Raw genomic sequence first — 17469 nt, 5'->3', positions numbered from 1 at the left:
TCAAATCGTTCGGCGCGAACTGTTCACTATTCACTGTTAACTGTTCACTGCCCCTCTACTACATCATCTTCGTCACGACCTTCAGCGGGAAGTGGCGCATGGCGATGCCCATGGGGCCCCAGGGCCAGGCGGGGACGGCGGCGTTGAGGGGTTCTTTTTCGATGGCTTTGACCATGGCCTTGCAGCCGGTTTCCGTGTCGACCATGAAAGGCGTGTTTTTGAGTTTTTCGTTGATCTCTGACTTGATGAACCCGGGGAAAATGGTGGTCACTTCAATGGGCGAATCGATCAGCTCTGCCTGCAGGCCTTCCGCCAGCATGGCCACGCCGGCTTTGGTGGCTGCGTAGGTAGTGAGATTTTTCTTCATGCCACGCATGGCGCTCATGGAAGAAATCATCACCAGGTGGCCGCTGTTCTGGGCCCGGAAAATTTCCATGGCGGCTTCGGCCTGGGCCAGGGCCGCCACAAAGTTGGTTTCGGCGGTCTGGCGGTTGGCATAAAAGTAACCGGTGCCCAGCGGCTGGCCCTTGCCCATGCCGGCATTGATGATCACCCGGTCGATGCCGCTCAGTTCCGTGCGGAAGGCGTCAAACACGGCAAACACCTGATCGTAATCATTCACGTCCAGCGGTTTGATCAGCACGCGAATATTCGGGTGTTTGTTTTCCAGTTCCGCTTTCAGGGTTTCCAGCCGATCCATGCGTCGTGCACACAGGGCCAGGTTGCGCCCCATGGCCGCAAAAATTCGCGCCATGCCTTCGCCAAGGCCGGAACTGGCGCCAGTGATCAGAATCGTCTTGCGTGTCGGCATGGTTATCCCCGCGTTTAATGGTTTGCTGCAGGAGCGCCGCAAGCGACGCTCCTACGGAAAGATGTTCTATCGGTACGTGACCTGATCGCTCGGTAGATGCAGGTGCTCGTTCACCGAGACTAGCCGTAGCTTGCCCGCATTCACAAGAATGCGCGTCACACTGGTGTTGATCAAGGTGCGGTTCCAGGTGATCAGGGCCTCGTCGTCCATGTCCAGCAGGTGCTGGATGATGACGCTGATGGCGCCGCCGCTGGTGAAGACCAGCGCGCTTTCGCCACTGCTGAGGCTGTTGCCCAGGCTATAGGTGCTGGCCAGTACACGCTCGCGAAAGGCGGGCCAGGTTTCACTGTAGGCGCTACGGTCGCTGTCGTCGTTACGCTGCCAGCGTCGCAGGGCTTGTTCAAAATGGGCCTGGAAAACCTTCCGCGGATTAGCCTGTTTGCCCAGCCACTCGGTCAGGGCGGCGCGGTCGTTGGCCATGGGCCAGTCCAGCGCCAATAGCTCGGTATGGTTGTACTCATTGAAGCCGGTGTCGGTGTGCCACTCGGCGGGGAGCCCGAGTTCGCCGAGGGCGGCCTCTGCGGTTTCCCGGTGGCGGCGCATGGTGCCGCAGATCGGGCGGGCAACGCCGAGATCCTGGTTTTGCAGGGCGCGGCCGAGAATACGGCTTTGCTCCCAACCCGGTTCGGAGAGCTGATCGTAGTCTTCCTTGCCGAAGCTGGCCTGACCATGACGAATCAGGTAGATCACTGGCATCAGGCGTTCTCCGCCTTTTCCAGTTTGCGGCGCAACCCTTCGGCACCTTTGAGCATCATGCGGTTGAAGATGGCAGGGACAAAACGCTTAAAGAAGTAGGCGCGCCGCCCGCTTTTGTGTGGCAGCAGGAAGAACTGTTGGTTTGCCACGGCCTGCTTGATCATATTGGCGATCTGGTCGGCGGTCAGCTCATTGCTGGCCAGCAGTTTGTCCACGGTTTCGATCATGCCTGGCTCGGGGCTGCGCATGGATTCGTGCAGGTTGGTGCGGAAGAAGCCGGGGCACACCACCGTGGTGTGGATACCAAAAGGGGCCAGTTCGAAGCGCAGGGTTTCCGACAGGGAAATAACTCCAGCCTTGGTCACGTTATAACTGCCCATCACCGGTGCGTTGAGGAGTCCCGCCAGCGACGCAATATTGACGATATGGCCATGGCCCTGGCGTTTCATCATCGGCACGAACACCTTGCAACCCCGGACTACGCCCTTCACGTTGATATCAAAGATCCAGTCCCAGTCCGCCATGTCGCCACGGTCGATACGGGCCGCGCCTGCCACCCCGGCATTGTTTACCAGCACATCCAGGCCTCCCCATTGCTGCTCGAGCCACTCGCGGGCGTTATTGAGGCTGGCGGTGTCACGCACGTCCACATACTGGAAGGCCAGTTCACCGGGCAGGTCTTTCAATGCGGCCAGGGTTTCGGCAGCGCGCTCTTCGTTCACGTCACCGATCAGTACCCGGGCACCCTCGCGCAACCAGGCTTCGGCCATGGCGCGACCCAGTCCGGAGGCGCCACCGGTGATGAAAATGCGTTGGGAAGTCTGGCTCATGGGGTGTCCTGCTGTGGTGGTTTCGGTCATCGTGCGTGCGTAAGACGACAGCATGGTGGCGTCGTGCAGCTATTCATTGACCGATGCTAGAGAGCGGGCTTCAATAAATCCAATGAATCCTCAAAATGAAACCTGATAAATCCTATGCATGTTTCGCGCTTTGATCTGAATCTGTTTGTGGTGTTCGACGCCATCTATACCGAGGGCTCCCTGACCCGTGCGGCCAAGGTGCTCAACCTGACCCAGCCTGCGGTCAGCCACGCGCTGGGACGGCTGCGCGAGCGCCTGGGAGACCCGTTGTTTGTGCGCCAGGGGAGCCGCATGGTGCCCACCGCCCGGGCCCGGGCGATGGTGAGCCCGGTACGGCACGCGCTGGGCGGGTTTCAGCGTTGCCTCAGTGATGAAGGCGGGTTCGATGCCTCCGACGCCGAGCGGACTTTTGTGCTTGGCCTGCGGGATGGCCTGGAGGGCTGCCTGCTACCGCCGCTGATGGCGCAGTTGATGGAAGAGGCTCCGGGGATTCGCTTGCAGTCGTTGACTATCCGGCGGCGGCAGATGCCCACGGAGCTGGCCAGCGGACGACTGGATCTGGCCTGTGATGTGATGCTGGCCTTGCCGGAGACCATTGAGCATGTGCCGGTCCTGTCCGGCCCCATGGTGGTGATGATGCGGGAGGGGCATCCTCTGGCGGCAGGCATGGACCTGCCGGCCTACCTGGCCGCTCAGCATGTGCTGGTCTCGTCCCGGCGGGAAGGGCCGGGGCTGGAAGATTTCGGTCTTGCCCGGCAGGGCTACCGCCGCCATATCCGGTTACGTTGCCAGCACTATCAGGCCGCGATTTCCACGGTGCAGAATACGGACTTGCTGCTGACCCTGCCCGCGACGCTGGCAGGGCGTTTGTCCCGTGAGAGGATGGTACTGCAGCCGTTCCCTGCGGACCTTGCGGACCTGGAAATGCATCTGTACTGGCATCGTGACCAGGCAGGCGATCCCGCGCATCGCTGGTTACGGCAGAAGGTGCTGGCATTGCTGGAAGAGCAACAGGGCCAGTTGATGCTCAATAATGAAAGAACCTGACCGCGAGTTTCCTGGTTATGCCGCGCAGGAAAGCGAGTCAGCAATCTTGATGCAGCAGCGGCTGGTGAAGTCAGCCTTGATTGTTCATCAGAATCTTGCCTTTCCAGTGGGCGTTTTCCTCCACACGGATATCCTGCGCGGCTACCGTTTCGCCGCAATGGCGACAGTGCAGCTGGGCCTGAAGCGTGTGCTCACATTGTTTATGAATGCGGGTAAGGGGGGCGCCGTGGTCGTCCGCCAGATACTGGTCTCCCCACTGTGCCAGATGCACGATCACCGGGTAGAGATCTCTTCCCATTGAGGTAAGACGGTATTCGTGGCGAACCGGACGTTGCTGGTAGGCAACCTTGTCGAGGATGCCGCCTTCAGTGAGTTTGCGCAGACGGTCGCTGAGCACATGGCGGGTCACCCCCAGCCGTTGCTGAAAATCATCAAAACGGCGCACGCCAAGAAAACAGTCGCGCAGCACCAGCAGTGTCCAGTTGTCGCCGATGATGGCCAGGCTGCGGGCCACGGAGCAGGGCTGTTGGTCGATGTCTTGCCAGCGCATGTGGGCTCTCCGAAAAGGTGTCCCCACATCATACCTGTTTGACAGGTTCCAAAAAAGAACTCACCATGGGTTCTAAATTGGAACTAACTGAGGACTGCCCGGGAGGAGCCATGAGTCAGAAAGAGACAGCGCCGGCCATGCTGGTGATTGGTGCCGGTGATGCCACCGGCGGCGCCATCGCCAAACGTTTCGCCCGGGAAGGGTATCGGGTCTGTGTCGCTCGCCGCACCAAGGAGGCCCTGGCTGAGTTGGTGGCAGAGATCGAGGGTGATGGCGGCTGGGTACGCGCTTTTGGCTGTGATGCCCGCGATGAAGAGCAGATGGTAGCCTTGTTCGATACCATTGAATCGGAAGTGGGGCCACTGGAGGCGGTGGTTTTCAATATCGGTGCCAATGTTTTCTTCCCGATCCGGGAAACGACGGCTCGGGTGTATCGCAAAGTCTGGGAGATGGCGGCATTTGCCGGTTTCCTGACTGGTCGGGAGGCGGCCCGAGTGATGGTGCCGCGCCAGCGGGGGACCATTATTCTCACGGGAGCCACGGCCTCTTTGCGCGGAGGCAAGGGGTTTTCTGCCTTCGCCGGGGCCAAGTTTGCGTTGCGAGCGTTGGCCCAGAGCATGGCAAGGGAGTTGGGGCCGGAAGGCATCCATGTCATTCACCCGGTGATCGATGGTGCCATCGATACCGCGTTTATCCGCGACAACTTCCCGGCCATGTACGCGAAAAAAGCGCAGGACGGTATTCTCAATCCGGAACACATTGCCGAAACCTACTGGATGCTGCATCAACAGCCGCGTGACGCCTGGACCCACGAGATCGATCTGCGTCCGTGGATGGAGACGTTTTGAGTAACACGCAACACCAAAATCCTGCCGTAGGAGCGTCGCTCGCGGCGCGATTCCTGACGTTGGGTTATCGCGCCGCGAGCGGCGCTCCTGCGGACATTCCTGAAAGGACAATATCATGACTCAAAAAATTGAATTTCTGTTTGATGTGGGTAGCCCTACGGCGTACCTGGCCTGGAGCCAGCTTCCGGCCATTGCCGAGCGAACCGGGGCGCAACTGGAACTCAAGCCGATCCTGCTGGGAGGCGTGTTCAAGGCCACCGGCAATGCGCCTCCCGGCGCCGTCCCCGCCAAGGGCATGTACATGATGCGCGATCTGGCTCGCTACGCGAGCCGTTACCAGGTGCCATTGACCATGAACACGCACTTCCCGGTGAACACCATTACTCCCATGCGCGTCATCACTGCTGCTCTGGGTACAGAGCAGGAGCAGCACATGGTGGATGTCATGTTTAACGCCATGTGGAAAGCGCCGTGTAAATTGTCGGAAGTGGACGAGATGACGCGCGTGCTGACGGAGGCGGGGCTGGACGCAGAAGATTGGTTGGCCCGTGCCAGCGATGAGACTGTCAAAGAGCAGCTCAAAGCCAATACCGAAGCTGCGGTAAAGCGCGGTGTGTTTGGCGCGCCGACGATGTTTGTGGGCAATGAAATGTTCTTTGGGCAGGATAGATTGGATTTTGTCGAAGACGCCCTCAAAGGCAGTGAATAACGACAATCAAAAAACGAAGTAGATCAAAGTGAAAAAGGCCATATCCGGCGACGGGTGTGGCCTTTTTTGTTTATATCAATTTTTCTTCCAGTCACGAAAAAAGTTGTTTTGTCGAGATTGTCCATCACAATCAGGAACAGGGTTCTGTAATCAGTGATGGGGATTGGATATGAAAATAGCGGGATTGCTGGCTGCGATGCTCGTTAGTTGGCCGCTTGTCGCTGCGGCGCAGCCTGTTGGTGCGCCCACTATCGAGCATGTGCCTGAGGATCTGGCGGATGAAGTGAAAAGCCGTGGCATCCTTGGCCAAGATGATCGCAGAAGCACCCGTGAGGTGCCTTATTACCTGAAAAAATATACCCGCCGGGTGGGGGAGCTCATTACCTATAACCATCTGGAGTCGGGTGAAACTGCAAAAACGACCTGTACCGGCTCGCTGATCCAGAAGAACTATATTGTGACAGCGGCGCATTGCGCATTCGACAGTCAAGGCAAGCTTCACGAGAACCAGTTCTTCTATCCTGGTATTCAGGAAGGCAGGGTTAACTACGACAAGTACCGGGTTGCTCGGGTCTTTCTGCCCGCCAGCTATACCCATGATGCGAACGAGGATACGGGCAGGGATATAGCAATCATGGAATTGGAGCCGGCAGATAACGGGCGGCATGCCGGGCAGGTTGCAGGTTGGTTCGGCTTTTGGGGGCGTGCCGATTTCCCGGATGGAGAGGTGTCTACCATCGGCTACCCTGGTGACAAGCAGGATGGGCATCAATACTTTCAGGAAGGTTGTCAGGCGGTAAATCGTAACCCTTACAATCACAACGATCTGTGGATTGACTGCGATGTATTTCAAGGGCAAAGCGGGAGCCCCGTACTGATTTACTCCGGGGAGTATGACACGTTCCATGTGCAGGCTGTGATTCAGAGTGAATCTGCCAAAATGAATTTTGGGTCCCGAATCTCACCGGAAAGGGCAAAAATCTTTCGCTATATCACGAAAGGCGAATTCGCGTCGGCGGCCTATCAATCTGAAGGAATTGTCGAGCCCTGGATTCAGATGGATTATGTCAATCAAAATAAGATCTATGTCTACGCTCGAAACGAGTGCAGCGATGAAGATCTTTACATCGCCTACAATTATAAAACCCATGCAGGAGATTGGCGTGCAGGAGGTTTCATGTTATTGAAACCCAAGCATGAAATGCCGGTATTTGATACCGGAAACGGGGTTTATTACCTTTCTGCCCGTAATCCAGAAGGCAAGGTGTTTACGCGAAAAGATATGAACAAGTACTTGTCAAAATATGACATGAACGTGGGGATGCAGAAGTACAGCGTAGACAAGTTCGGAACCTTTACTTACGGATTTGGCTGTCGATAGTTTACGAGCAGGCAGAAAAGCCGCCATCAGTGAATGGAGAAAGATCTTCCCTTGTGCATGCCAGGTTCCCGGTGCTTGGTATGCCTGAACGAAAATGCCCTTGCTTCCAGCGAAGACAAGGGCATTCTTTTTTGTAGCTTGTAGCTTGTAGCTTGTAGCAGTTAGCGGTTAATCGCGGCCTGCATGAACGGCGGCAGCACCAGCGCGCCCTTGTGAATGGCGGCAGAGTAGTACCGGGTGTCGAAGCCTTTGTCTGAGGCATCCGTTTCGCGGAATTCGCCCACTTGCGTGTTCTTGCCCGCCATCGTGCAGCTCCACCAGCCACTGGGGTAAACCGGCTGCGGGAAGGGTAGCGTCTGGGTGCTGGTGAAACCCGCTTCGCGCATGTTGGCGTGAAGATCCTTGATGATGGTGTCGCTGTGCAGCAGCGGGGATTCCGATTGCTGCACAATGATGCCGCCCTCGGCCAGCACACGGTGACAATCGCGGAAGAAATCGGCCTTGAACAACCCTTCCGCCGGGCCTACCGGGTCGGTGGAATCAACGATGATCACGTCCACGCTGCCATCTGCGCAGTTGCGCATGTATTGCACGCCATCTTCAAACAGCAGTTCCGCCCGTGGGTCGTCGTTGGACTCGCACAGTTCCGGGAAATACTTCTCCGAGTAGCGGGTGACCATCTCGTCAATATCGATCTGGGTGGCTTTTTCTACGCCGGGATGACGCAGCACTTCGCGCAGGGTGCCGCAGTCGCCACCACCGATGATGACGACCCGTTTGGGATTGGCGTGGCTGAACAGCACCGGGTGCGACATCATCTCGTGGTAAAGGAAGTTGTCACGGGTGGTGAGCATGGTGGCGCCATCGATGGTCATCAGGTAACCGAAGCTGTCGGTTTCCCACATTTCGATGTGCTGATACTCGGTCTGCACTTCTTCCAGCTTCTGCTTCAAGCGCAGGCCGAAAGCGGTGCCAGCGGTGTCAAAGTGCTCGTAAAACCAGTTGTTTTGGGTGCTGCTCATGGGCCTTTCCAGTGGGTGGGAGCCAGTGGGCTCCCGAGGTGGACAATAGTCGCGATTGTAAGACCTGTGGCCCCCCTGTCAAAGCCTGATTCCTTGCCCCAAAAAGGGATGCGACAAGCGGTGGCAGGCAGGCATAATGGCGACAGTTTTCCCCTTTGCGGTGGCCGGTGACGGCCTCGCCCGTTTCAGGACAGGTAATGACCGATTCAAGCTCCATTCCCGCCAGTGAGATCTACAACGTGGATCGCTGGGGCGACAGTTACTTCCGTATCGATGAGCATGGCGAGCTGTGTGTTCGTCCCAATGGTGAGCAGGGTGGCCAGGCGACGCTGGAAGCCGTGTTGCAGGCCTGTCGTGAGGCGGGGCTGCGGGCGCCGGTGCTGGCGCGCTTTTCCGGCATTCTGCGCCAACGGGTCAAACTGTTGGCAGGGGCCTTCCGTGAGGCTATCGATGGCCATCGCTACGACGGGCAATACACCCCGGTCTATCCGATCAAGGTGAACCAGCAGCGCCGGGTAGTGCACGAAATCATTCGGGCTCGCGAAGAGGGCGAGCGTATCGGGCTCGAGGCAGGCTCCAAGCCAGAACTGCTGGCGGTACTGGCGTTGTCCAATCCGGGCGACACGATCGTCTGTAATGGTTACAAGGATGCCGAATACCTGCGTCTGGCGTTGATGGGCGAAAAGCTGGGCTTCCACGTGAATATCGTGGTGGAAAAGATGTCCGAGCTGCCTGCGCTGCTTCGTATTGCCGATGAGCTGGGTGTGGCCCCGCGGATTGGTCTGCGGGTGCGGTTGATGAGCATCAGCAAGGGCAACTGGCAGAACACCGGGGGCGAGAAGTCCAAGTTTGGCTTGAGTGCCCCGCAGCTGATGAGTGCGCTGGCGCACTGCCGTGAGGCGGGTCGACTCGACTGTGTGAAACTGCTGCATTTCCATCTGGGTTCCCAGGTGGCGAATATCCAGGATATCAAGGCAGGTATGCGTGAGGCGGCCCGGTATTACACCGAAATGCGTGCGCTGGGCGCGCAGGTGGAGACCGTGGATGTGGGCGGCGGTCTGGGTGTGGACTATGAAGGCACCCACTCACGTTCCTACTGTTCAATGAACTATGGTGTGGCGGATTATGCCCGTCATATCGTCCAGACCCTGCAGCAGCAATGTCAGCAACATGGCGTTCCTGAGCCGCACATCATTTCCGAGTCCGGGCGCGCACTGACGGCGCACCATGCGGTATTGCTGGTGAACATTACCGACCAGGAAGCCCAGAAGCCGGTCGCGGTCACCTTGCAGCCAGGCGACGAATCTATCCCGGAGCTGCAACAGCTGTGGGATCTTCAGGTTGCCCTGCAGGGTGAGGCCGGGAATTTGCTGGAGCGGTTTTCCGAAGTGGTGGGAGCCTGGCAGGATATCCACCAGCGCTACATCGCCGGCGATTTGGGGCTGGATGCCCGCGCCCGGGGGGAGCAGCTGTATGTGAACGGCTTGCTGGCCCTGCGCAGCCGCCTGAATCCGTTGCGCAAACAGCAACGGGAGCTGCTGGATAACCTTAACGAAACACTGGCGGACAAGCTGTTTGTGAACTTTTCAGTGTTCCAGTCGGTGCCTGATGTGTGGGGCATCAATCAGGTGTTCCCGGTACTGCCATTGTCCGGGTTGAATCAGCCGGTGACGCGTCGTGCCGTGTTGCAGGACATTACCTGTGATTCCGACGGGCGTATTGACCAGTTCGTGGACGGCGAAGGGGTGGAGTCATCCTTGCCGTTGCCCGCTGAGATTAACGGTCACCTCGGCATTTTCATGGTAGGGGCGTATCAGGAAATCCTTGGCGACATGCACAACCTGTTTGGAGATACCGATTCGGTGGATGTGGATGTCACCGATGCCGGCGAGATTGTTCTCGATCATGCCATACAGGGCGATACCGTCAGTTCGGTGCTGCGCTACGTGAACTATGACCCGGACCGTTTGCTTGAGTCGCTGGAGCAACACTGCCGCCAGGCCCATCTCAGCGATGATGAGCAAGAGGGATTCATCGAACTGGTACGGGATGGTCTGGCAGGGTATACCTATCTTGAGTAACGAAAAGCGAGGCGTATCGACAAAGGTCATATAAACCGTCCATACGTCAGATTTTTGATTTTCCAGCCAGCAAGGAGAGCGCCATGCGTTATGAACTCTGTGCCAGCCAGGAGATCCCCGAAGGCCAGAGCAAGGCAATGAAAGCCGGGGAAACCAAACTGGTGGTATACCACTTGAGTGATGGCTTTTATGCCACCCAGGCCCGTTGCCCCCATGTCTTTGCTTCGTTAGGCAAAGGCAAGATTCTCAAGGATAAATGTGTGCAATGCCCGCTGCACCGGGCGGAGTTTGATATCCGTACGGGAGAGGTGGTGAAGTGGGCAAACTTTCCGCCGGGGGTGCAGATGCTGAATGTGGTGCGTGGCGAAAAACCCCTGGATACTTGGCCCGTGTCAGAAGAAAACGGCCAGCTTTACGTGGAGATTTGATGGCCCTCAGCAAGGAAGAGCAACAGCGAGCAGCACTGGAGCGGCTGGAGAAATTCAGCCGCTTCACCGACAGCAGTATTGGCATTCCGTTTACCCGGTTCCGTTTCGGAGCCGAAGCCCTGATTGGCCTGATCCCGGGCATTGGTGATGCGGCGGGTCTGGCGCTGGCCAGTTATGTGCTGCTGGAAGCGCAACGCGCCGGCGCCAGCAAGGCCGTGAAGCTGCGTATGTTGAGAAACATGCTGATCGATTTTCTCGGGGGCCTGCTGCCAGTAGTCGGGGATGCCTTCGATGCGATCTATAAGGCCAACACCCGAAACACCGAGTTGCTGCGAAACTATCTGGAAAAACAACTGGAAGTCGAACCGCCCCCCAAACCCTTCCCCTGGTGGACTCTCATCTGGTTATCCGTACTGTTTGCGATTCTGACCGGCGGGTTGACGTTGATTCTTTAATGCGGTTTTCGCTGTTAACTGTTCACTAGATCTTCTAGTGCATCGCCTGACTCAGCCGGGAAAGGTAATGCTGAAAGTGTGTTTTCAGTGGCTCATTAAGGGCGTCGCTTTGTGTTAGCCGTTCCTGTAACCAGCTGCCCTGATGGTCGTTGTGGTGCCACTGCTGGTAGCAGAATACCTGTAGCACGAACTGTTGCAGGAAGGCGGGTTTTTCCAGGTCGGTTTCGTTGGCCAGGGCAATGCGGGGATACAGTTCGTGCAGCTTTCGGGCGAAGGCGCCGGAGCCGATACCATTATCGTTGCCGTATTCGTCATGCAATGGTGTGGTGAGATGGCCGCAACTGGGTGAGCGGGCTTTGAGAATAAAACCGCACAGCGGCTCGCCCAGGGTGCTGGCAACGTCCTCCAGCGCGTCGGTAAAATCCCGTGAGGGATCGTCAACGGCCTTGACCCGTTGGCCCTGTTCGGTCTGAACCACCTGGATGGGGGCACGCGGAATGCCCAGCCCGATACTCACTTCCGGGCAGGTTTCCCGAAAACGCAACAGCGGTGCGAGCTGGTGCATGACGATGCCGTTGCGTTTGTGGTCGCCGTCGTAGCGGACGTTCTGCCCGGTGAGACAGGCGCTGACACCAATCACCGGTTTCTGCCATTCCTGCTGTGGCAAGACGATCCCCACTTGTTGCAGCAGATCCGTTAGCATGGGCCTTCTCCTTTTTCTCCGCTGAAGGACTTTGATCATGCAAGGCGTCTTTCTCGATACGGAAACCGTTAACCCCGAGCAACTGGACTTCTCTGCGCTAGAGGCATTGATGTCCTGGACCTTCCATCCTTTCACTGCGCCTGCGGAGCGCATTGCGCGTTTGCAGGGGGCCGAGGTCGTCATCACCAACAAGGTGGTGCTCGATGCTGACACCCTGGCGGCCTGTCCGTCCCTCAAGCTTATCTGCATTTGTGCCACGGGTACCAATAATGTGGATCTACCGGCGGCGAAAGCCCAGGGCATTACCGTGTGCAACGTGAGCGGCTATGCGCGGGCGTCTGTGGCGCAGCATAGCCTGATGTTGATGTTGACCCTTGCCACCCACTGCGTGCAGTACGATGCGGCGGTGAAACGGGGTGAATGGAGTGCCGCACGGCAGTTTTGCCTGCTGGATTACCCGATCATGGAGCTGGCAGGTAAAACTCTGGGGATCATTGGTTTCGGAGATCTGGGCCGGGAAACGGCTCGGCTGGCGGAGGCCTTCGGTATGGAGATTGCCGTGGCGCAATCATTCAGCGGAGCGAGCCATGAGGGGCGCCTGCCGCTCAACGAGCTGCTGCCCCGGGCCGATGTGCTGAGCCTGCACTGTCCGCTGACGGCACAGACCGAGAAGCTGGTGAATGCGGCGTTTCTGGCGCAGATGAAAGCAGGGGCGCTGCTGATCAATACCGCCCGCGGTGGCCTGATTGATGAATCGGCCCTGGCGGACGCCCTGCGCTCGGGGCATCTGGGCGGTGCCGGGCTGGATGTGCTGAGCAGCGAACCCCCTTCCCGTGATCATGTGCTGCTGGCTGACGATATCCCCAACCTGATCCTTACCCCGCACAACGCGTGGGGCACCCGGGAGTGTCGCCAGCGATTGCTGGATGGCGTTGTCAGCAATATCAGTAGCTGGCAGGCGGGCGCGCCTGCCAACGTGGTGAATTGAGGGGGGCGGCTTACCCCTTCTTCTTTAGCCGGCTGGCCAGCAGTTTGTCCATGCCCCTGAACAGCGGTTGCGGCAGGTTGGTGATCGGCCCGGGCGCGGCGGCGAGCAGTACGCTGCCGAGCTTGCCCATGGGGCGGGCGATACGGGACGGTCGTTTCTCGCAGGCTTCCACGATCCAGCCTGCGGCCTTCTGCACGTGCATCATGGGCATGTATTTATAGATGGCCGTCCGCGATGACATGGGGGTGCGAACCATGGGGAAATACACCACCGTCGTGGTGATCCCCTGATGGCCCATCTCCGCCTGCAGGGAGCGGGTGAAGGACTCCAGCGCGCTCTTGCTGGCCAGGTAGGCCGAGAACAGCGGGATGGGAATCTGGGTGGAGAGGCTGGAAATGTTCACCACATGCCCGTGCCCCTGCTCCAGAAAACGGGGCAGCAGTTTCAGCGTCATGGCCACGGCGCCGATATAGTTCAGCTGTACGGTGCGTTGAAAGTCGTGCAGGCGATCCAGTGACTGTTCAATGGGGCGGCGGATTGAGTGAGCGGCATTGTTCACCAGCGCATGAATGTCCTGCTGCTCACGCAGAATCTGGTCGGCACAGGCTTCAATCGCTTCGCTGCTGCTGAGATCACAGGGGTAGATGGCACAGTAGGCGCCTTCTTCCTCTACGCGCTGCTGGACTTCGCGCAGCTGTTCTTCCCGGCGAGCAACAAGACACAGTCTGGCGCCGCGACGGGCCATCAAAACGGCTGCCTCGGCGCCAATGCCGCTGGAGGAACCGGTTAGAACAATGGTCTGGCCTTTGAGTTTCATGGGTTACTCTGATGTGTTGGCGATGATGGATTGGCCCCGTTGCCCGTGTTTTTAACGGGAAATAAGCTCTAGTGTTGTCAGTCCAGACAGCATGCAGTCAGGTTGACAGGGCAATCATGAATATTCTTATCCTCGGCGCCGGCGCCGTTGGTCTAGTGTACGGGCAATGTTTTGCGCGGGCAGGTCATCGTGTGACGTTTTTCATCAAGCCTCATCATCGTAAGGCGCTTGAAGAGGGAGTCATAATGATCCGCAAGCGTCGTCTTGGTGGTGACAAGACGACAAGGTTTGCTGAGTTTTCGCTGATGTCTGAATGGGAAGAGGTGGCAGAATCGACCTGGGATCAGGTGTGGTTGGCCATCCCCTCCGATGCCCTTCGCGACTTGCCGTTGGCACACATTCGCGATGCCATCGGTGGGGCTTCCCTGGTGATGCTGCAGCCCAGTGAAACTGACTACCTCACACTGCGGAAGTATTGGGCTGCTGAACAGATCGTCAAAGGGATGATCAACATGATCAGCTATTATCCGCCCTTGCCGGGGGAGAGCGAGCCAGAACTGCGCGGAGGGATCGATGTCGCCTATTATTTGCCCCCCTCTGCCACCCCTTTATCGGGTGATCGTGCGCGTGTGGCGGTGTCGGTTTCGTTGTTGAAGGGCGGAGGGCTGGCAGCAAAGCACGTGGGGGATGCTGTCGCAACATCACGCCTGCCGAATGCCTTGCTCATGACATTCTTGTGTGCCCTGGAGTTGAGTGATTGGGAATTCTCCCGTCTGAGGCGCGACAAGCCTTTATTGACAGAGCTGGTTCAGGCCCAGAAAAGCCTGCTTGTGCATCTTGCTGACCCGTCACAGGCTCAAGATGTCACTACCGGGCGGGCGATGCGAAGCAGTGCTCGCTTGTTATCCGTTTGGGGGTATCGCGTCTTGCTCGGGGTGGCGCCTTACGCACTTCCGTTTTCGCTGGAAGCGTATTTGAAGACCCATTTCATGAAAGTGCGGGTCCAAACCGGTCTGTACATGAAAGATTACTGTCAGCAGTGCGATGCACCTGCACTGAAAAACCTATATCAACGTTGTTTTGGCCAGAGGGCGGGCTGAGCGTCCGCAAAGGCGGGAAAACGGTATGTGGATTCAACGAACGCTGACCCTGTCGGCTCGGCCCCGGGGATGCCATCTGGTTACCCGAGAGGTACTGGAGCGATTGCCAGAGTTGGTCAATCTGGAGGTCGGGGTGCTCCATCTTTTCATCCAGCACACCTCGGCGTCATTGGCCATTAATGAAAATGCGGACCCGGATGTCCGCGATGATCTGGAGCGCCACCTGAACGTGATGGTGCCCGAAAATGCGCCTTACTATGCTCACACCCTGGAAGGGCCGGACGACATGCCAGCACATATCAAGAGCGTGCTGATCGGGCCGTCTCTCAGTGTGCCGATCAGCCGTGGTCGACTGGCGTTGGGAACATGGCAGGGCATTTATCTGTGTGAACACCGTGACCAGGGTGGAGGCCGCAGGCTAGTGGCGACGGTTCAGGGGGAATAAAGGGAAGCGCAGTTTCGCGCTGTGAGTTTTGAGTTGCGAAAATCAAAGGGAAAACCACCGCGCCTGTGAAGGGGGGTGGTTTTGCTCTTCGAAACCCGAAACTCCTTTCGCGTTGTGTTACTGCGATATCCATTGCAGGAACTCGCGGCGTTCTTCCGGGGTTGCCTGATTCCATTGGGCCTTCAGGGTATCCAGGTAGGTTGCCTGAGCTGCCTGAGCCGCAGGGGCTGCGGCTGCTGCACCAGTGGCCAGGGGGGCGACGCTGTTGGTGGTGGGCGTCGTGACTTCTTCACCCGTGATAGGCGCCATGAAGCCTCGCTTCAGCACCAGCTTGCTTTTTTCGGCCGCTACTTTCTGTCCGCTGGCGGGGTTTTCTGCCCAGCCGTGAAAGTTGTCTTCCATGGCGCGGGCCGCTTCTACATCCTGTGGTTTGTCGAATCCGAGAACCCATATCTCACCGGGTTTTCCATCGACCACAAAGTTTGCCGGGTTGGTTTTGACGATTTCGTGATTGTCTGCGTCCAGCTGCCAGAGCTCCTTGTAGTAGGCAAGAATCTCGTAGCGACCTGGAGCTACCTTCAGGTCTTTGTACTCAGTAGAAAAGAAGGTGTTGACGCCTTCTACCTCTTCACCGTTGATCGTAAAGACTTCCAGTTCGCTGGGAACACGAACCGTGACAATGCTGCTGTCGGAGCGGGCAGGGCCATCATAGAGTTGGACGACCGGACTGCGGGCGCAGGCAGACAGGAACAGACTGACAAGGGTGAAAGTGGCAATGCGCAACAACATGGTTTCTCCTGGGTAGCAGGGCCCGCCAGTCTGGCGGGCAAAGATGGCAAAGGGGTGACAGAGATGAATCAGAAACCCCAGCTTTCAATTCGGGCCGGCGCCCTGTCCTGGTTCAGGGCGGTGAGTCCTCTGGCGCAACGGATAATCCACCAGAGAGTGGCAAAGGCCATGACCAGCCAGCCCACAAAGGCCAGGGTGGTGATGCCGGCGATAACAACATAGAGCAGTCCGATCCAGAACGTTCGGTACTGGAAACGAAAATGTTCGCGCAAAGGCGGCGGAGTGTCACCGGCATTCAGGTGTGCCAGTATCGCGCCGGCAACGGCTGTGAGGCCGCCGGTGATCAGGCCTGCCAGGTGAAGAACATAGATGATGCGGACCAGGCTGGTTTTGCTGTCAGGTGTCATCAGTGGGTCTCTTTGATGGACGCTTTCGCTGGATCATGGCCGTTACAGGTGTTGACGCAGGCGTCCATGGTGTCGAACGGCACGCTGCCCTGGCAACCGCCCCAGATAAAGGTCTGGCAGGCGCCGGTATTGGCATCATAGTAGTAACGGGGGATCGAGGCCCTGCAGATGCCTGATTCCGGCGGTTGAAAGCAGCTGTCCGGTAGCGTGCCAGACCCCGGTTTGTTCCCGGACTCGCACCCTGTCATCCCGGCAAGCGCGAGAATGAGGGGAATCATCAGGTATCGCATGGCTGTCGTTCCTTGATGAATAGGGCGCTCTCGAGGATACGGCGAGAACGCATTCGCCTGACCGCTACTTTACCGGAGTCTTGGTCTGGCGGTAACCGGTTCATGTTATCCGCCGTCATTGTCCTCTATGCTGGAGTTTGCAGTCTTTCTGATCGTGACGGGGGTTTGGGGTGAAAGGAATAGCGGCAAGTGTGGGTTTGGCTGGGATATTGATGGCAGGACATGGCTTGGCCGGGGAAACCCAGTACATGTTTCTGCAAGCGGGCAAGCTGCAGCTGAGCGACGCTGACAGCACCGTAATTGCCAATGGCGCTACCCTGGAAGGGGACTACGATGACCTGCCTTTCTTTACCGGAGGAGTGCAGAAAATTCTGGGGGGCTCGGACCGTTTTCGTTATGGCTATGAAGGCGGGGCGTTGATCAGCTGGCAAAATGATTCGGTGAGCTATTCCGGGGTGGTGGATGGTGGGGCTACGGTGAATATCAAGGTTGAAAATGAGATGTTCCTGTTTGGCACCATGCTGGGTGGGTATGGCGATATCAATATCCGTGACCGTGCCCGTTTGTTCCTGTCGGGCGGCCCCATGCTGCTGCTCGCGTCTCTTAAGCAGGATCAGGAAGAGCCCTATCCCCAGCCGCTTTCCTCAACCGTGGTGGTGAGGGGAGACGACCGGGATTTCAGCTTCGGCTATGGTGCCTACGCGTCACTGGGGCTGATTTTTTCGGTGGGTAGTACGTCCGAGTTTGGCGTGGTGGTGCGCGAGCAGGCCGTGGAAATGGATTTTAATGATGCGATCGCGGAGTTCCCCTATGACGGTACCCAGTACATGATCAGCTTTGGGTATCGGATGTAGGGTGAGAGATGAACTTTGACGGGCAAGTTACTAGCTACAACGCGGGAAGGTTATTCAGAGGCTCCTTTGTCCTGCAACGTTAGAGGCCGCGCTCAAGTCCTGGGCAGGGCCTCATTGCTTTCAGAACC

At 57.8% G+C, this 17469-nt stretch carries 21 protein-coding genes; 11 read left to right on the top strand and 10 right to left on the bottom strand.

From position 1 onward, the window contains the following. Positions 1 to 58: 58 nt before the first annotated feature. From Q672_RS23195 to Q672_RS23185, 3 genes are all read right to left on the bottom strand, one after another. Positions 59 to 811: an SDR family oxidoreductase gene (locus Q672_RS23195; protein WP_022984838.1), complete on the bottom strand. Its 753-nt coding sequence runs from the start codon at positions 809 to 811 to the stop codon at positions 59 to 61. Positions 812 to 877: 66 nt separating this feature from the next. Next, positions 878 to 1567, bottom strand: a complete 690-nt coding sequence (locus Q672_RS23190; RefSeq protein WP_022984837.1) for a histidine phosphatase family protein — start codon at positions 1565 to 1567, stop codon at positions 878 to 880. After that, positions 1567 to 2397, bottom strand: a complete 831-nt coding sequence (locus Q672_RS23185) for an SDR family oxidoreductase (protein ID WP_022984836.1) — start codon at positions 2395 to 2397, stop codon at positions 1567 to 1569. Before Q672_RS23185 ends, Q672_RS23190 begins: the two co-directional genes overlap by 1 nt. 144 nt (positions 2398 to 2541) lie before the next feature. On the opposite strand from Q672_RS23185, the gene Q672_RS23180 reads away from it, so the two are divergent. Continuing rightward, a complete protein-coding gene (locus Q672_RS23180; protein ID WP_022984835.1) occupies positions 2542 to 3474 on the top strand; it encodes a LysR family transcriptional regulator in 933 nt (310 codons plus the stop codon). Positions 3475 to 3544: 70 nt separating this feature from the next. On the opposite strand, the gene Q672_RS23175 is transcribed toward Q672_RS23180, so the two are convergent. Beyond that, positions 3545 to 4024, bottom strand: coding sequence for a winged helix-turn-helix transcriptional regulator (locus Q672_RS23175; RefSeq protein ID WP_022984834.1), 480 nt, complete (start codon positions 4022 to 4024; stop codon positions 3545 to 3547). Positions 4025 to 4134: 110 nt separating this feature from the next. On the opposite strand from Q672_RS23175, the gene Q672_RS23170 reads away from it, so the two are divergent. From Q672_RS23170 to Q672_RS23160, 3 genes are all read left to right on the top strand, one after another. Next, positions 4135 to 4872 (top strand): SDR family oxidoreductase, encoded by a 738-nt coding sequence (locus tag Q672_RS23170; RefSeq protein ID WP_022984833.1) that lies wholly within the window; start codon positions 4135 to 4137, stop codon positions 4870 to 4872. Positions 4873 to 4987: 115 nt separating this feature from the next. Next, positions 4988 to 5581 carry a 2-hydroxychromene-2-carboxylate isomerase gene (locus Q672_RS23165; RefSeq protein WP_022984832.1) on the top strand — a complete coding sequence of 198 codons (594 nt, stop codon included), beginning with the start codon at positions 4988 to 4990 and terminating at the stop codon, positions 5579 to 5581. A 169-nt stretch (positions 5582 to 5750) separates the two neighbouring features. Further along, positions 5751 to 6962: a trypsin-like serine peptidase gene (locus Q672_RS23160; protein ID WP_022984831.1), complete on the top strand. Its 1212-nt coding sequence runs from the start codon at positions 5751 to 5753 to the stop codon at positions 6960 to 6962. Positions 6963 to 7123: 161 nt separating this feature from the next. Here Q672_RS23160 and speE read toward each other — a convergent pair whose 3' ends face one another. Then, positions 7124 to 7984 carry a polyamine aminopropyltransferase gene (gene speE / locus Q672_RS23155; RefSeq protein WP_022984830.1) on the bottom strand — a complete coding sequence of 287 codons (861 nt, stop codon included), beginning with the start codon at positions 7982 to 7984 and terminating at the stop codon, positions 7124 to 7126. A 197-nt stretch (positions 7985 to 8181) separates the two neighbouring features. On the opposite strand from speE, the gene speA reads away from it, so the two are divergent. From speA to Q672_RS23140, 3 genes are all read left to right on the top strand, one after another. Further along, positions 8182 to 10065 (top strand): biosynthetic arginine decarboxylase, encoded by a 1884-nt coding sequence (speA, locus tag Q672_RS23150; protein WP_022984829.1) that lies wholly within the window; start codon positions 8182 to 8184, stop codon positions 10063 to 10065. Between the two features lie 83 nt (positions 10066 to 10148). Next, complete coding sequence (locus Q672_RS23145) at positions 10149 to 10493, top strand: Rieske (2Fe-2S) protein (RefSeq protein ID WP_022984828.1); 345 nt, start codon at positions 10149 to 10151, stop codon at positions 10491 to 10493. Next, on the top strand, positions 10493 to 10948 hold the full coding sequence (locus tag Q672_RS23140; RefSeq protein WP_022984827.1) for a DUF4112 domain-containing protein: 456 nt from the start codon (positions 10493 to 10495) through the stop codon (positions 10946 to 10948). The genes Q672_RS23145 and Q672_RS23140 overlap by 1 nt, the downstream gene beginning before the upstream one ends. Positions 10949 to 10982: 34 nt before the next feature. On the opposite strand, the gene Q672_RS23135 is transcribed toward Q672_RS23140, so the two are convergent. Further along, positions 10983 to 11651: a DUF523 domain-containing protein gene (locus tag Q672_RS23135; RefSeq protein ID WP_022984826.1), complete on the bottom strand. Its 669-nt coding sequence runs from the start codon at positions 11649 to 11651 to the stop codon at positions 10983 to 10985. A gap of 37 nt (positions 11652 to 11688) precedes the next feature. Between Q672_RS23135 and Q672_RS23130 the strand changes: the two genes are divergently transcribed. Continuing rightward, positions 11689 to 12639, top strand: coding sequence for a 2-hydroxyacid dehydrogenase (locus Q672_RS23130; RefSeq protein ID WP_022984825.1), 951 nt, complete (start codon positions 11689 to 11691; stop codon positions 12637 to 12639). 10 nt (positions 12640 to 12649) lie between these two features. Here the strand turns inward: Q672_RS23130 and Q672_RS23125 are convergent, their stop codons facing one another. Beyond that, positions 12650 to 13456, bottom strand: a complete 807-nt coding sequence (locus Q672_RS23125) for an SDR family NAD(P)-dependent oxidoreductase (protein ID WP_022984824.1) — start codon at positions 13454 to 13456, stop codon at positions 12650 to 12652. Positions 13457 to 13572: 116 nt separating this feature from the next. Between Q672_RS23125 and Q672_RS23120 the strand changes: the two genes are divergently transcribed. Together Q672_RS23120 and Q672_RS23115 are read left to right on the top strand one after the other, a co-directional pair. Further along, positions 13573 to 14556, top strand: a complete 984-nt coding sequence (locus Q672_RS23120) for a ketopantoate reductase family protein (protein WP_081703619.1) — start codon at positions 13573 to 13575, stop codon at positions 14554 to 14556. Positions 14557 to 14581: 25 nt separating this feature from the next. Then, positions 14582 to 15001 (top strand): secondary thiamine-phosphate synthase enzyme YjbQ, encoded by a 420-nt coding sequence (locus Q672_RS23115; protein ID WP_022984822.1) that lies wholly within the window; start codon positions 14582 to 14584, stop codon positions 14999 to 15001. Between the two features lie 117 nt (positions 15002 to 15118). On the opposite strand, the gene Q672_RS23110 is transcribed toward Q672_RS23115, so the two are convergent. The 3 genes from Q672_RS23110 to Q672_RS23100 form a co-directional block, all read right to left on the bottom strand. Next, a complete protein-coding gene (locus Q672_RS23110) occupies positions 15119 to 15790 on the bottom strand; it encodes a DUF2057 domain-containing protein (protein WP_022984821.1) in 672 nt (223 codons plus the stop codon). A 68-nt stretch (positions 15791 to 15858) separates the two neighbouring features. Next, complete coding sequence (locus tag Q672_RS23105; RefSeq protein WP_022984820.1) at positions 15859 to 16197, bottom strand: DUF4870 family protein; 339 nt, start codon at positions 16195 to 16197, stop codon at positions 15859 to 15861. Beyond that, complete coding sequence (locus Q672_RS23100; protein ID WP_022984819.1) at positions 16197 to 16487, bottom strand: BPTI/Kunitz domain-containing protein; 291 nt, start codon at positions 16485 to 16487, stop codon at positions 16197 to 16199. Before Q672_RS23100 ends, Q672_RS23105 begins: the two co-directional genes overlap by 1 nt. Before the next feature lie 212 nt (positions 16488 to 16699). Here Q672_RS23100 and Q672_RS23095 point away from each other — a divergent pair, with 212 nt between their 5' ends. Further along, on the top strand, positions 16700 to 17341 hold the full coding sequence (locus Q672_RS23095) for a hypothetical protein (RefSeq protein ID WP_022984818.1): 642 nt from the start codon (positions 16700 to 16702) through the stop codon (positions 17339 to 17341). Positions 17342 to 17469: the final 128 nt, after the last annotated feature.

Origin of the sequence: Alcanivorax sp. P2S70 (assembly GCF_000475295.1) — a bacterium.
Lineage (GTDB): Bacteria > Pseudomonadota > Gammaproteobacteria > Pseudomonadales > Alcanivoracaceae > Alcanivorax > Alcanivorax profundi.
The sequence above is the reverse complement of the archived record's forward strand: the minus strand, read 5'-3'. Positions and strand labels throughout refer to the sequence as shown.